The sequence below is a fragment of the Actinomadura sp. 6N118 genome (genome assembly GCF_044326415.1).
Classification (GTDB): domain Bacteria; phylum Actinomycetota; class Actinomycetes; order Streptosporangiales; family Streptosporangiaceae; genus Spirillospora.
In genome coordinates this window covers 18846-32784 of the sequence record NZ_JBIRAZ010000042.1, presented here as the reverse complement: position 1 = coordinate 32784, position 13939 = coordinate 18846, and the positions used below count along the sequence as shown (strand labels likewise).

Sequence of the window (13939 nt, the reverse complement as noted above, 5' to 3'; positions counted from 1 at the left end):
GTCAGGCCTCGCGGAGCCTGCGAGCGGCGTCTTCCGGGCTTACGTCGTTCACGAACGCGCCCATGGCCGACTCCGAGCCCGCCAGATATTTGAGCTTCCCCGGCGCGCGCTGGATCGAGAAGAGCTCCAGGTGCAGCCACGCCAAGTCGCGGTCTGTACGGACAGGGGCTTGGTGCCACGCCGACACATAGGGAAGCGGCATGCCGAAGAGCCGGTCGAGGCGCCCCAGCAGGTCGAGATAGAGCGCTCCGAGGGCTTCGCGCTCGGCGCTATCCAGGGCGGGCAGGTCGGGTACGCGGCGATGCGGATAGACGTGCACCTCATACGGCCAGCGGGCCGCCTTGGGCACGAACGCCGTCCACAGGTCGTTGGCCGCCACAACGCGTACGCCCTCCTCGCGTTCGGCCGACAGCACCTCCGCGAAGAGATCACCAGGGTGGCGGCGCGCGACGTCCAGCATGCGCCGGGTGCGCGGGGGCACGAACGGGTAGCCGTAGATCTGCCCGTGCGGGTGGTGCAGGGTGACGCCGATCGCCTCGCCGCGGTTCTCGAAGCAGAAGACCTGCTCGACGCCGGGGTACGTGGACAACTCGGCGGTACGGTCCGCCCAGGCCTCGATGACGGTCTGCACCTGCTCGGGGGGCAGTTCGGCGAACGACCTGCCGTGCTCGGAGGTGAAGCACACCACCTCGCAACGCCCGCCGGAGGCGCCGTCGCCGTACGAGGGGAACCGGTTTTCGAAGACCACGACCTCGTAGTCCGGCGCCGGGATCTCGGTCGGGCGCCCCGGTGTGGAGGGGCAGAGGGGACAGTCGTCCGTCGAGGGCAGGAAGGTCCTGGTCTGGCGGTGCGCGGCGATGGCGACCCATTCGTCGAGCAGCGGGTCGTGCCGGAGCTCCGACGCCGTGGCGCGTTCCGGCAGCGGCCGCTCGTCGATGGCGCTCCGGTCGGCGTCGTCCCGCCGGTCGAAGTAGATCAGTTCGCGGCCGTCCGCCAGTCGGGTGACGGTGCGCTTCACCGTCCGCATCCTCGAATCATGGCCCCAGCCTCCCATGACGCGGAACCTCGGTGGTGCGCACAGCCGGATGATCTAGTCGAACGCACATGTTCCTGTTAGAAACACGCATTTGGTCATCGTGGGGTCAAGCGCATGATCCGGCCGGGACGGCAAGGACGGAATCGCCGCAGGAGCCGCGCCTGGGCAGGAGCGGCACAGGGCCGCGTTCTCGCCGGCGCCGGTGGCCTGGCCGGGCTCACCGATCTTGTGGAAGGCGAAGGTGAAGAGATCTTCGTCGCCGATTGGTGACGCATCTCACTTCGTACGGCGCGACGCCGCGTCCGCGACCCCCTCGGCTGAGGCGCCGCACACCCCGTCTTTCCGTGCCTCCCGGCCCCTCCTGACAAACAATCTTGACCCCACTTTGGTGGTCCGGGAATGGTCTGGAGCATGCTTACGTTGGGATCCTGTGACCTCTTCAAGAAGAATCTTTGGTGGTGGTTTGCCATCGCGTGAGGGTTTGATACCTTCTATTGCAATCTCGCGACGCACCCCATGCGTTGTGCCCAGGTCTCGAGCCCCATCAGGGACTTGACCCCCCAACATGGCCCGTTTTACCTGGCCATGACGCGCGGCCGTGTGTTCCGCGCCTCGTTACGAGATCAATCCGAATAGCCGGGCACCGCGCTCGCGGTGCCCTAGGCCGAGTCCGCATCCCCCTCCACTGGATGCGGAGCCGGGGACCCATTTTGCAGGGGTGAATCGGCGCTCCTTCGCGTGCGCCGTAGGGCTCTTCCATGCCCGAATCCGTCAGCTAACCCGGTAGGCGTCATGGGAGTAAGGGAGTTCTCTTTGATGTTCGACCGCAAGATCGTGAAGCCTGTGTCCGATGATCCGGCCGCCGCCGTGGGCGTCGCCCTCAGCGCCGTCCTGGCTGGTGCCCTCGGGCTCTCGGTCTTCAGCCCCGTCAACTTCTCCGGCACCGCCGAGGCCCGCGCCGACGCCCGGGTCGCCGGCTCCGCGCACGCCCACAAGGCCGCCGGTAAGGCTCGAAAGGCCAAGAAGGCCAAGGCCAAGAAGGCCGCCACAGCCGCGAGCTCGGCCAAGGCGATCAGCCTGGCACTGAAGCAGGTCGGCATCACCGAAGGCGCCAACGGCCGGACCAAGTTCCACGACTGGTACATCAAGACCAACGAGGCCAAGCTCACCGCCCGGCGTGACGGCGGCAACATCGCCGAATACAGCGGCGCAGCCTGGTGCAACATGTTCGTGTCCTGGGTCGGTGCGCAGACCGGCGTCAAGGGCATGGGCTGGGACGCCTACACCGTCCAGCACGCCAGGTGGCTTGCGAAGACCAAGCGGTGGGGCCAGCGGGCCAAGCCGGGCGCCCTCGTCTTCTTCGACTGGCAGAACGGCTCGTCAGGCGGCGTCGACGGCATCGACCACGTCGGCATGGTCGTCAAGGACAACGGCAACGGCACCATTTCCACCATCGAGGGCAACATCAGCAACTCCGTGGTCAGCAAGGTCCGGCCGAAGTCGTCCGTCGTGGGCTACGGCTACCCCGACTACGCCGACTACAAGAAGTCCTGACCCCAAAGACCTTCCCCCACCCCGCTTCGAAGGCGTACGGCTCCGGCTGGGCGCCTTCGGGTGTTTCTGCCCGCTCTCGTCCCTGAGCCTCCCTATGCCTTCCTAAGCCTCCCTATGCCTTCCTAAGCCTCCCTATGCCTTCCTAAGCCTCGCTATGCCTGTCTAAGCCTCCCTAGGCCGAGTTCGGCGCCTCCCGGGTAATACGAATCATTCGGACGCTTTGCCCCTGCTTAGGCCCATGATCCCGCGTTTCTGGAAAGGAACACGGCGAACGGGACGGGACGGGATGGGACGGAGCGGAGGGAGCATTCGATGCCGGGGCGCCCGGATGTCACCGTCGTCGTGATCGGTTACAACGACGCAGCGCGGCTGCCGCGCGCCGTCGGCTCCGTGCTGGGCCAGTCGCTCGGCGGAGTCGAGGCGGTGGTCGTCGACGACGGCAGCACGGACGGGACCGGCGAGGTGGCCGACCGGCTGGCGGCCGAGCACCCGGGGCGGGTCCGCTCCATCCGCCTGCCGTCCAACTCGGGTGGCTGCGGCCGGCCGCGCAACGTCGGGGCCGAGCACGCGCGCGGCCGGTACGTGATGTTCCTGGACAGCGACGACCTCCTCGACCGGCACGCCTGCCTCAATCTGATCGCCGCCGCCGAGGAGACCGGGGCCGATCTGGTGTCGGGCCTCTGCACGCGGATCGTGCTCGCGTTGCCCAACGCCTCGTGCAAGGAACGCAGGTGGTACCCGTGGCTCTACGCCCGCCGCGCGGTCTTCGGGTCCCTCCGCGACAAGCCCGACCTTCTCTACGACACCCTGTCGACCAACAAGGCCTACCGCCGCAGCTTCCTCGAAGACCACGGGCTGCGCTTCGTCGAGTGCCTGCACTACGAGGATCTCCTGTTCTCCGCCGAGGCCTACCTCGCCGCCGACAGGACCGCCCTCATCCCGCACCGCGTCTACAACTGGTTTGTCGAGCCGAGGGCGGAGACGGCGCCGTCGATCTCCAACCGCCGCGCCGAGCTGGCCAACTTCGCCGACCGGCTGGAGATCCACCGCCGGATCGACGCACTGTTCCGGCTGCGCGGCGCGTACGAGCTGGAGCGGGCCAAGGACGCCAAGTTCGTCAACCACGATCTGCTCCTCTACCTGCGCGACCTGCGCGTCCGCGACCCCGTCTACCGGGCGAGCTTCCTGGAACTGGCGGCCGCCTACCTGGCGGAGCTGGATCCGCGGGTCTTCGCGGCGGCCCACCCGGTCCCCGCGATCGCCGCGTTCCTGCTGCGCGAACGTGACCTGACCGGTGCGCTCGCCGCGGCCGAGTACGGGCGGGGCAAGCGGCTGGAGCTGCGCAGCGCGCTGCGGGAGCAGAACGGCCGCATCTTCTGGGGCACCCGGCGCGCGGACAGTGCCCTGGCCCGCCGCGTCCTCGACGTCACCGGCCTCGGCCTGCACCAGCGGCCGCTCCGCGAGCTGACACCCGCCAACACCGTCACGGGCCTGGCCATGTGGGGCCACCTCGCGCATCTCGAAGGCCATGTGCTGAACGTGCTAGATCGTGTCCCCGCCCACGCGGAGCTCAGCGCCACCCTCGAACTGAACGATCGCCGCCGCCCCATGCGGGTGCGCCACATCCCCGCCACCGTGACCCATGAGGGAGCCCGGCTCCGCTGGCAGGCCGACTTCGATCCGATACGGCAGGTTCGTCCCTACGGGTTCGCCGATTCGATCTGGGACGTGCGCCTCCGTCTCGACGTCGACGGTGAGGAGATCTTGACCCTGCCGGGGGAGGGCACCGGCGAAGGGGAGGCGTTCGACGGGGTCGTTCTGCCGGTGCGGCCTCGCCTCACCCGGCTCGCCGCCGACGGCATGCGCTCGTACGTCACGCACGCGGGCCATCTGGCGTTCAAACTCCAGGGTGGAAGCAGGCTGACGCAGGCCACGATGGCGACGGTGCACTGGGCGGCGGCCACGTCGCCGGGTCGCAGCGCCTGGAAGCGCGTCCGCACGTTCGAACGATCCGTCCGGCGTACGCTCACCGCCCGCAAGACCAAGGTCGCCGTCTTCAACCGCGTGCTCAGCAGGTTGCCGGTGCGTTCCGGCAGCGTGGTCTTTGAGAGCCACCTCGGCAAGCAGTACTCCGACAACCCCAAGTACATCTACCGCGAGCTGCGCCGATCCCGCATCCCCGTGCATGCCGTGTGGTCGTACGAGTCGTCCACCCGTGGCTTCCCCTCCGACGCGACACTCGTCAAGCGGGGCTCGTGGGGCTACTACCTCGCACTGGCCAGGGCCGAGTACTGGATCGACAACCAGGGTTTCCCCGACGGCATCAGGAAACGCCCAGAGACCACCTACATCCAGACCTGGCACGGATCGGCTCTCAAGACCATGGGATTCGACCAGCCGAGGATCAAGAGCGGCACGCGCGCCCAACGGGCACGCCTCCAGCGCATGGTGGAGCGCTACGACTGCTTCCTGGTGCGGTCACAACACGACGTCGGGACGCTGGTCAAGGGACTGGGCGTCCGAGCGGAACTGCTGCCCGCCGGCTACCCGCGCAACGACCCGCTGGTCACCAAGGGCCAGGGCGATCGCGAGCTCGCCGGCGAACTGGCCGCGCTGCGCGAACGGCTCGGCCTGAACGACGACGGGCGCCGGGTGGTGCTGTACGCGCCGACCTCCCGTTCACACCCGGACGGCCGCCCGGTCCGCAACCTCGACCCGCCCGTCGACCCGGACCGGTTCGTCCATGAGCTGGGGGACGACTTCCTCCTGCTCGTCCGCCCCCACTACCGCAGCACCGTGCGGCTGCCGCCGGCCGTCCAGAGCTCGATACGGGACGTGGGCGACGTCCCCGACGTGACCCTGCTGTTGCTGCTCGCGGACGTGCTCATCACCGACCAGTCCTCGATCATGTTCGACTACGCCCTGCTCGACCGGCCGATGATCTTCCACCTTTCCGAGGACGTGGCGTTCGGGCGCGGCTACTTCGACCTCACCCGGCACGCGCCCGGCCCGATCACACGGACCGAGGACGACCTGGTCGCCGCGCTGTCCGCGCTCGCCGCCGGGGACGACCCGGGAGAGGGCCGCCGCCGGGGCTTCGCCGAACGGTTCGGCGAGTACGACCGCGGCACCGCCGCACGCACCGTGGTGGACCGATTCTTCCGGGAAGCCAGGAGAGCCAAGGGAACCAGGCCGGCCATGAGAACCAGGGCGGCCATGAGAACCAGGGCGGCCATGAGAACCAGGGCGGCCAAGGGAGCCAGGGCGGCCAAGGAAGGGAGCCCGCGTGGCCGAGCCGCATGACGTGATCATCGTCTGCAACAACATCGACGGGATGGGCGGACTCCAGCGGTGGGCGCACCATATGGCCCGCCTGCTGTCGGCTCGGGGGCACTTTGTCACCCTCGTCGGCATCACCCATGCGCCGGAGCCGCATGACTACGGCCAGGACGACTCGTACCGCGTGATCGTTCTTTACGACGAATGGCGACCGCCCATCCTTAAATGGCGCCCGCGGGGGCTACCTCAACGTCTCAACATTGCCGCGTACAGCCGGGACCTATGGCGCACCAAGGAAATGCGAAGAGGGGCCGACCGGCTTTCGGGGCTGTTCGCCGCCGCCCGCCCGGGAGCCGTGGTGATCGCCGCGCAGATCTGGGCGATGGAATGGGTCGCGTGCGCCGACACGCGCGACCTGAAGGTCATCGGAATGAGCCACGAGTCGTACGCGGCGACCCGGCGCTCGTCCCGGTACGCGCGGATCAAGGAACACTACGCCGGTGTCGACCGGATGCTCACCCTCACGCCCGAGGACGCCGACGCCTGGGCCAGGGAAGGCATGACCAACGCCGACCACATGCCGAATCCGCTGCACGTGTCACCCACCCGTTTCCCCACGCTCAACGAGCCCGTTGTCACCTGCATCGGGCGGCTCTCCTATGAGAAGGGCCTGGACATGATGCTGGAGGCGTGGCAGGAGGTCGCGCCCCGGCATCCCGGGTGGCGGCTGCGCCTGTACGGGGCCGGCCCGCAGGAGGCCGAGCTGTGGGAACAGGCCGGGAACGCCGGCATCGCCGGCTCGGTCGAGTTCCGGGGCGTCACCGGCGACGTCGAGGCGGCGCTCATCGGGTCGTCGGTCTTCGCGCTGCCGTCCCGGGACGAGGGGTTCCCGATGTCGGTGCTGGAGTCCATGGCGTACGGCCTGCCCACGGTCGCGTTCGACTGCGCGCCCGGCGTCCGAGAGCTGATCACCGACGGCCTGGAGGGCACGCTGGTGCCCCCTGGAGACACGGTGGCCTTCGCGGCGGCGCTCGGCACGCTGATGGAGGACGCCGCGCTGCGCCGCTCAATGGGCGCCCAGGCCCGCGTCTCGGTCCTGCGCCTACGCCCGGACGCGGTGCTCGACCGGTGGGAACGGCTGTTCTGCCTGCTCCACCGAGACACATCTGCTCTTCCAGCGCAAGCCGGAACGAGCTGCCAGTTCGACGGCGAATTTTCCGCAGCATTGCCTGGAACGGCCGTGGGAGTGGAATCCAAGCCGTTCTCTTTGACTCCGGAGGGTGATTCGTGAGCTGACCTTTAATCAGGCAATGCCATGACTTGCTCTACAGTTCAGCCCTTTGGGAGCCCTCGGGCGAGTCCGCCGCAGAACGGCCCTATATTTCGGGGATGCGGACTTTGCTGGAGCGTGCCTGAGGATGGGATCCATCGGGATGAAGATGCCCGACCTGAGCGAGCTCCGGGCGGCCATGCGGGGCAGGGCTGTGGTGGCCGAGGCCCGGGTGGTGCTGGCCGACCGGCTCGGGTGCCATGAGGCCGAAGCCCTGCAACATCTGATCTGGCTCGCCAGGGACCTCGGCATGGAGCTCGAGGACGCGGCGTCGCTGCTCATCGCCCACAGCCCGGCCGGCGCGGACGTGCCGGATCTACCGGCGGACGCCGAGCTGATGCGGAGATCAGTGGAAGCCGCGCACCAGGCGTACCGGACGGTCGAGGCAGCGGCCGGCGGCGGCGAACCAGGCACGCTGAACGAACCAGGCACACTGAACGAACCGCCTGCGGTGAACGAACCCCCCGGCAGGCCTGCGGAGGCGGACACGGCGAGACCTCTGGAGGCGGACACGGCGAGGCCTGCGGAGGCGGACATGGAGTCCGACGCCCGGCTGCTGGAGGGCACGCCCGAGGACCCGGTCGCGCAGGCGGTGCTCGACGCGGCCCTCGGCTCGGCCTGCCTCCTGGTTCCGATCCGGGCCGTCGACGGGCACGTGGTCGACTTCCTGCACGCGGCGTTCGGCGCCGTGGCCGAGGACATCTTCGGCCGGAGCCCGGAGGAGCTGATCGGCCGGCGGCTGTTGCGCACCGATCCGGGCTCGCGGCTGAACGGGCTCTTTCCCGCCTACGTCGAGGTCCTGGAGACGGGACGGCCGTTCGCGCGCGGGCCGTTCGACTACACCGCCGTGCACCACGGCACCTCGCGCATCGTTCAGCTGAGCATCCGCTGCGTCCGTGTGCCGACGGGCGTGTGCCTGACCTGGCGGTTCCACGACGAGGAAGAGCGGCTCCGGCGTCGCCTGGATCGCTCGGAACGGCTCGCCAAGATCGGCTTCTCGGAGTGGAACCTGGCCACCGATGAGCACGACTGGTCGCCGCAGATGCTTGCCAACTACGGGCGGCTCGAGGACGAGGGCCCCCTTGTGCTGGATGAGCTGCCGAAGATCGTCGAGCCTGCGGACCTGCCCCTCTTCGAGCAGGCCGTACACGTCCTGTTCAACCGGCGCGAGCCCGTCCAGGTCGAGTTCCGGATCCGCACGCCGGACGGAGCGAACCGGCACCTGTGGCTCTACGCCGAGCCGACCCTGGACCGCTCCGGCCTGCTGACGAACATCAGCGCGCTCACGCAGGACATCACCAGCCGCCGTTCCATGGAGGGAGTGCTCGCCGAGACCCGCCGTGACCTGCTCCGGCTGCAGGGCGAGACGGCCCGCGAGCGGCAGGTGGCGCTGACGCTGCGCCGCGCGGTGCTGCCGCCCGACCGGGTGCTCGCGGGCGCGCCGGGGGTGAGCGCCGCCGTCCGGAGCATCCCCGCCGAGAACACCGCGCGCATCGGCGGTGACTGGTACGTGACCCGTGTGCTGCCCGGCGGCCGTTCGATGTTCGCCGTCGGGGACGCCAGCGGCCACGGACTGGCGGCCACCGCCGACATGGCGCGGATGCGCAACGGCCTGCTCGGCCTCGCCTACACGGGTGAGGACGCGGGACGGCTCCTCAGCTGGCTCAACGACCTGGTGCACGACGTGGGCCCGGCCACCACGGGAACGGCCGTGATCGGGCACTTCGATCCCGAGACCCGCGAGCTGTGCTGGGCGGGCGCGGGCCATCCGCCGCCGATCCTGGTCCGGGACGGCCGGGCCCGCCTCCTGGAGGCGGGCGGCGAGCCCGATCCGCTGCTCGGCGCGTTCCCCGGCATGGAGTACCGGACGAGCACCGTCCGGCTTCGCAGCGGCGACCTGATCGTGCTCTACACCGACGGCCTGGTCGAACGGCGCGGCACCGACCTGGACGACCAGATCGACATGCTGGCCGGGATCGTCGTGAGCCATGGCGGCGAGCTGCACCAGATGCTGGACGACATCCTGAAGGGCATGGCGCTCGACCGCTTCGCCGACGACACGACGCTCTTCGCGCTGCGCGTCCGCTGATCCCGCAGCGGCCTTCCGGAGCAGCGTCAGGGTCCCAGCGCAGGGTCCAGAGCGCGGTCCGGGATGATTCTTTCTAACAACTGTTTGGTAGAGTTCCTGTCGTGAACCAGAACGAGACCCCTGCGGACCGGGCTTTCCGGGCCGAGGTCCGCGACTGGCTGGAACATCACCTGTCGGGCGAGTTCGCGCACGCCCGCGGGCTGGGCGGGCCCGGGCGCGAGCACGAGGCGTTCCCGGAACGGCTCGCCTGGGAGCGGCACATGGCCGCGGCGGGCTGGACGTGCGTGGGCTGGCCCGAGGAGTACGGCGGCCGCGGGGCGACCGTCGAGCAGCAGGTGATCTTCAACGAGGAGTACGCCCTCGCCGACGCCCCCGCGCGTGTCGGCCACATCGGCGAGAACCTCCTCGGGCCGACGATCATCGCGTTCGGCACCGACGAGCAGCGCGCGCGGTTCCTCCCGCCGATCGTCGCGGTCGAGGAACTCTGGTGCCAGGGCTATTCCGAGCCCAACGCGGGCTCCGACCTGGCCAACGTGCAGACCCGGGCGGTCCTGGAGGACGGCGGCTGGCGGATCAACGGGCAGAAGGTGTGGACGTCGCTGGCGATGGAGTCCGACTGGTGCTTCGTCATCTGCCGTACCGAGCCGGGTTCGGTGCGCCATGACGGACTGTCCTATCTGCTGGTTCCGATGAAGCAGACCGGCGTCGACATCCGGCCCATCGTGCAGCTCACCGGCACCTCCGAGTTCAACGAGGTGTTCTTCGACAACGCCCGTACGGACGCGGGCGACATCGTGGGCGCGCCCGGCGACGGCTGGAAGATCGCGATGGCCACGCTCGGCTTCGAGCGCGGCGTCGCCACGCTCGGCCAGCAGGTCGGCTTCCGCCGCGAGCTGGACGGCGTCATCGAGCTGGCCCGGCGCACCGGTGCGATCGGCGATCCGCTGATGCGCGACCGGCTCACCCGCGCCTGGATGGGGCTGGAGATCATGCGCCTGAACGCGATGCGCACCATGGCGGGCGTCGCGTCCGGCGCGCCCGGCCCCGAATCGTCGATCTCCAAGCTGGTCTGGGCCACCTGGCACCGCGATCTCGGCGAGCTGGCCATGGACGTCCTCGGAGCCGCCGGGCTCGTGGCCGACGCCGCACCCTATGACCTGAACGACTGGCAGCGGCTCTTCCTCTTCTCGCGTTCCGACACCATCTACGCCGGGTCGAACGAGATCCAGCGCAACATCATCGCCGAGCGCGTGCTCGGCCTTCCGCGTGAACCCAAGATCCGTGAACCCAAGACCCGTGAATCCAAGACCAGAGAGGCGCGGCCGTGACCCCTACCTACGTGCCCGGGCACGGCCTGCTCAAGGACCGCGTGGTGGTGATCACCGCGGCGGCCGGGGCCGGCATCGGCGGGGCGACCGCGCGGCGCTGCCTGGAGGAGGGCGCCCGCGTCCTGATCTCCGATGCGCACGAACGGCGGCTCGGGCAGTCGCTCGCCGAGCTGGAGAAGGAGTTCGGCACCGACAGGGTCGCCGCGCTGCCCTGTGACGTGACGGCGGAGGAGCAGGTCCAGGCGCTCTATGATCTCGCCGTCGAGCGTTTCGGGCGCATCGACATCGCCGTCAACAACGCCGGTCTCGGCGGCACGGCCGACCTGGTCGACATGCAGGACGACCAGTGGGACCGCGTTCTCGACATCACCCTCAACGGCACCATGCGCTGCACCCGCGCCGCCCTCCGCCGCATGCGCGACCAGGGCGCCGGCGTCATCGTCAACAACGCGTCGGTGATCGGCTGGCGGGCACAGAAGGGCCAGTCGCACTACGCCGCCGCCAAGGCCGGGGTCATGGCGCTCACCCGCTGCGCCGCGCTGGAGGCCGCCGACTTCGGTGTGCGGATCAACGCGGTGTCGCCGTCCCTCGCCATGCACCCGCATCTGGTCAAGGTCACGTCGGAGGAGCTGCTGGAGGAGCTGACGCGCCGCGAGGCCTTCGGCCGCTACGCCGAGCCCTGGGAAGTGGCCAACGTTATCGTCTTCCTGGCCAGCGACTACTCGTCCTACATGACGGGCGAGGTCGTCTCCGTCTCCTCTCAGCACCCCTAGGAACCCAGCGATCATGAGTCCACGACGGCGCGACGCCGAGGGCACCGCCGCGGCGCGGGCGGAGCGGCGGGCCGAGCTGCTCGCCACCGCCGCCGAGGTGTTCGCCGAGCAGGGGTACAGCGCCACCACGGTCCGGAAGGTGGCCGACGCCGCCGGGATCCTCGGCGGCAGCCTGTACTACCACTTCGACTCCAAGGAGTCGATGGCCGACGAGATCCTGTCGACGTTCCTGGACGAGATGTGGGCCGCCTACGACCGCGTCCTCGCCTCCGGGCTCGGCGCCCGCGAGACGCTGGAGGCCCTCGTCGTCGAGTCGTTCCGCTCGATCGACCGGCACCGGCCCGCCGTCGTCATCTACCAGAACGAGTCCAAGCACCTCGCCACCAGCGAACGTTTCCACTATCTCCTCGAATCGCGCCGGCGGTTCGAGGAGATGTGGTTGTCACTGCTGGACCGGGGCATCGAGGAGGGCGAGTTCCGGCCCGACCTCGACCGGTCCCTGGTCTACCGGTTCATCCGCGACACCGTGTGGGTCGCGGCGACCTGGTACCACGCCGGCGGGCGGCTGTCCGCCGAGGAGATCGCCAAGCAGTATCTCGCCATGGTCCTGGAAGGGATCCAGGCGACCTGAAACCTCTGTACACGACCCCCTGAGGAGGCACGTCATGGCCGAGGCCTACATCGTCGAGGCGGTCCGCGCTCCGGTCGGGCGCCGCGGCGGCGGGTTCGCCGCGGTGCACCCGGCCGACATGGGCGCCCACGTCCTGTCGACGCTGATGGACCGCACGAAGGTCGACCCGGCGGCCGTCGAGGACGTCGTGTTCGGCTGCGTCGACAACGTCGGCCCGCAGGCCGGCGACATCGCCCGCACCTGCTGGCTGGCGGCGGGGCTGCCCGAGGAGGTCCCCGGCGTCACCGTCGACCGCCAGTGCGGCTCCTCGCAGCAGGCGGTGCACTTCGCCGCCCAGGCGGTGTTGTCCGGCACCTCGGACCTGGTGGTCGCGGGCGGCGTGCAGAACATGTCGCAGATCCCGATCGCGTACGCGATGACCGCCGCCGAGCCGCTCGGTTTCGACAAGGGACCGTTCGCCGGCTCCAAGGGATGGGTGCGGCGCTACGGCGACGGCGAGGTCTCGCAGTTCGCGGGAGCCGAGCAGATCGCCCGCGACTGGGACATCTCCCGCGAGGAGATGGAGGCGTTCGCGTACGAGTCGCACCAGCGCGCGATCCGCGCCATCGACGAGGGCCGCTTCGAACGCGAGATCGCCCCGTATACGGGGGCGGTGGGGCGTAGCCAGGGGGGTGAGACACTGCGTGTCACCACCGACGAGGGGCCGCGCCGCGACACCACGCGCGAGAAGATGGCAGGCCTCAAGACCCTGGTCGAAGGAGGCCGGCTGACCGCCGCGCTCTCCTCCCAGATCTCCGACGGCGCAGCCGCCCTGCTCATCGCCTCCGAGCAGGCCGTCCGCGACCACGGCCTCACCCCGCGCGCCCGGATCCACCACATCTCGGCTCGCGGCGAGGACCCCATCCGGATGTTGTCCGCGCCGATCCCGGCCACGGCGCACGCGTTCAAGAAGACCGGCATGACCATGGCCGACATCGACGCCATCGAGATCAACGAGGCGTTCGCCTCGGTCGTGCTCGCCTGGCTCAAGGAGACCGGGGCCGACCCGGCCAAGACCAACCCCAACGGCGGCGCGATCGCGCTCGGCCATCCGCTCGGCGCCACCGGCGCGCGCCTGATGACCACGCTCCTGCACGAGCTGGAGCGCACCGGCGGCCGCTACGGCCTGCAGACCATGTGCGAGGGAGGCGGCCAGGCCAACGTCACCATCCTGGAGCGTCTTTGATCCAGGAGTGATGAACAGGCGGAAAGGCCCGTCTCCATCAAACGATTGACTGGCTTCCGCGGGCCTCTCTAACGTGTCCGCCATGACGAGCGATTCCGGCCCGGGACGGGTGCTGGACGTGGCCACCCGTTTGTTCGCCGAACTCGGCTATGACGGGACCCCGACCCGCATGATCGCCGAGGCCGCCGGGCTCAACATCGCCACGGTCGCTTACCACGTGGGCGGCAAACGCGACCTGTACCTGGCCGTCATGGAACGGGCCCACCGGACCGAACGTGCCGCCCTGGAAAGCGTCCTCGCAGAGTTCACCCCGGACGCCGCGGGCGTGCGGCGGCTCGTGGACGGCTATCTCGATTTCTGCGTCGAGCATCCAGAGGTGCCGGCGCTCTGGATGCACCGGTGGTTGTCGGACGCGGCCGACGTCGCCCATCTGGAGAGCCTCTACGTCCGGCCCATGCTCAACATGGTCATCGAGGTGGTGAGGCCTGCCGTCAGCGAGGAGGTCGACCTCGAATACGCCCTGATGACGGTCATCTGGTGCACGCACGGCTTCGGGCGCGGCGGCGTGCTGGACGCGGACGGGCGGCGCGTCGGTATGGGCGACCCTCGCCAGCTGACACGGTTCCGCGCACACCTGCATCGTCTCGTCGGGCACATGCTCGGCCTGCCCGAGGTCGCGGAGTGACGAGCCCGC

Annotated in this window: 10 protein-coding genes and 1 riboswitch; of the genes, 9 read left to right on the top strand and 1 reads right to left on the bottom strand. The window is 69.6% G+C overall.

From position 1 onward, the window contains the following. Nucleotide 1: 1 nt before the first annotated feature. Nucleotides 2–1018 carry a galactose-1-phosphate uridylyltransferase gene (gene galT, locus ACH34W_RS52830; RefSeq protein WP_395968897.1) on the bottom strand — a complete coding sequence of 339 codons (1017 nt, stop codon included), beginning with the start codon at nucleotides 1016–1018 and terminating at the stop codon, nucleotides 2–4. 670 nt (nucleotides 1019–1688) lie between these two features. Continuing rightward, a riboswitch (cyclic di-AMP (ydaO/yuaA leader) is annotated at nucleotides 1689–1840 on the top strand. A gap of 12 nt (nucleotides 1841–1852) precedes the next feature. Here galT and ACH34W_RS52825 point away from each other — a divergent pair. The 9 genes from ACH34W_RS52825 (at nucleotide 1853) to ACH34W_RS52785 (ending at nucleotide 13930) form a co-directional block, all read left to right on the top strand. After that, entirely contained in the window at nucleotides 1853–2590 is a 738-nt protein-coding gene (locus tag ACH34W_RS52825; RefSeq protein WP_395968872.1) for a CHAP domain-containing protein, read from the top strand. A 312-nt stretch (nucleotides 2591–2902) separates the two neighbouring features. After that, on the top strand, nucleotides 2903–5893 hold the full coding sequence (locus ACH34W_RS52820) for a CDP-glycerol glycerophosphotransferase family protein (protein ID WP_395968871.1): 2991 nt from the start codon (nucleotides 2903–2905) through the stop codon (nucleotides 5891–5893). Continuing rightward, nucleotides 5877–7160: a glycosyltransferase gene (locus ACH34W_RS52815; RefSeq protein WP_395968870.1), complete on the top strand. Its 1284-nt coding sequence runs from the start codon at nucleotides 5877–5879 to the stop codon at nucleotides 7158–7160. Before ACH34W_RS52820 ends, ACH34W_RS52815 begins: the two co-directional genes overlap by 17 nt. A gap of 127 nt (nucleotides 7161–7287) precedes the next feature. Continuing rightward, nucleotides 7288–9288: a SpoIIE family protein phosphatase gene (locus ACH34W_RS52810; RefSeq protein WP_395968869.1), complete on the top strand. Its 2001-nt coding sequence runs from the start codon at nucleotides 7288–7290 to the stop codon at nucleotides 9286–9288. Nucleotides 9289–9389: 101 nt separating this feature from the next. Then, nucleotides 9390–10616: an acyl-CoA dehydrogenase family protein gene (locus tag ACH34W_RS52805; protein ID WP_395968868.1), complete on the top strand. Its 1227-nt coding sequence runs from the start codon at nucleotides 9390–9392 to the stop codon at nucleotides 10614–10616. Further along, nucleotides 10613–11389 (top strand): SDR family oxidoreductase, encoded by a 777-nt coding sequence (locus tag ACH34W_RS52800; protein ID WP_395968867.1) that lies wholly within the window; start codon nucleotides 10613–10615, stop codon nucleotides 11387–11389. The genes ACH34W_RS52805 and ACH34W_RS52800 overlap by 4 nt, the downstream gene beginning before the upstream one ends. Nucleotides 11390–11402: 13 nt before the next feature. Next, the gene (locus tag ACH34W_RS52795; protein WP_395968866.1) at nucleotides 11403–12020 is read left to right on the top strand and encodes a TetR/AcrR family transcriptional regulator; all 618 of its coding nucleotides are present in this window, start codon (nucleotides 11403–11405) and stop codon (nucleotides 12018–12020) included. A gap of 34 nt (nucleotides 12021–12054) precedes the next feature. Continuing rightward, entirely contained in the window at nucleotides 12055–13245 is a 1191-nt protein-coding gene (locus tag ACH34W_RS52790) for an acetyl-CoA C-acetyltransferase (protein ID WP_395968865.1), read from the top strand. An 82-nt stretch (nucleotides 13246–13327) separates the two neighbouring features. After that, a complete protein-coding gene (locus ACH34W_RS52785; RefSeq protein ID WP_395968864.1) occupies nucleotides 13328–13930 on the top strand; it encodes a TetR/AcrR family transcriptional regulator in 603 nt (200 codons plus the stop codon). The last annotated feature ends 9 nt before the right edge of the window (nucleotides 13931–13939 follow it).

Excerpts from the sequence above, each read along its gene's own strand:
- ACH34W_RS52785 (WP_395968864.1), top strand. The coding sequence starts at position 13,328 with ATGACGAGCGATTCCGGCCCGGGACGGGTGCTGGACGTGGCCACCCGT.
- ACH34W_RS52810 (WP_395968869.1), top strand. The coding sequence starts at position 7,288 with ATGGGATCCATCGGGATGAAGATGCCCGACCTGAGCGAGCTCCGGGCG.
- ACH34W_RS52790 (WP_395968865.1), top strand. The coding sequence starts at position 12,055 with ATGGCCGAGGCCTACATCGTCGAGGCGGTCCGCGCTCCGGTCGGGCGC.
- ACH34W_RS52820 (WP_395968871.1), top strand. The coding sequence starts at position 2,903 with ATGCCGGGGCGCCCGGATGTCACCGTCGTCGTGATCGGTTACAACGAC.
- ACH34W_RS52795 (WP_395968866.1), top strand. The coding sequence starts at position 11,403 with ATGAGTCCACGACGGCGCGACGCCGAGGGCACCGCCGCGGCGCGGGCG.
- ACH34W_RS52825 (WP_395968872.1), top strand. The coding sequence starts at position 1,853 with ATGTTCGACCGCAAGATCGTGAAGCCTGTGTCCGATGATCCGGCCGCC.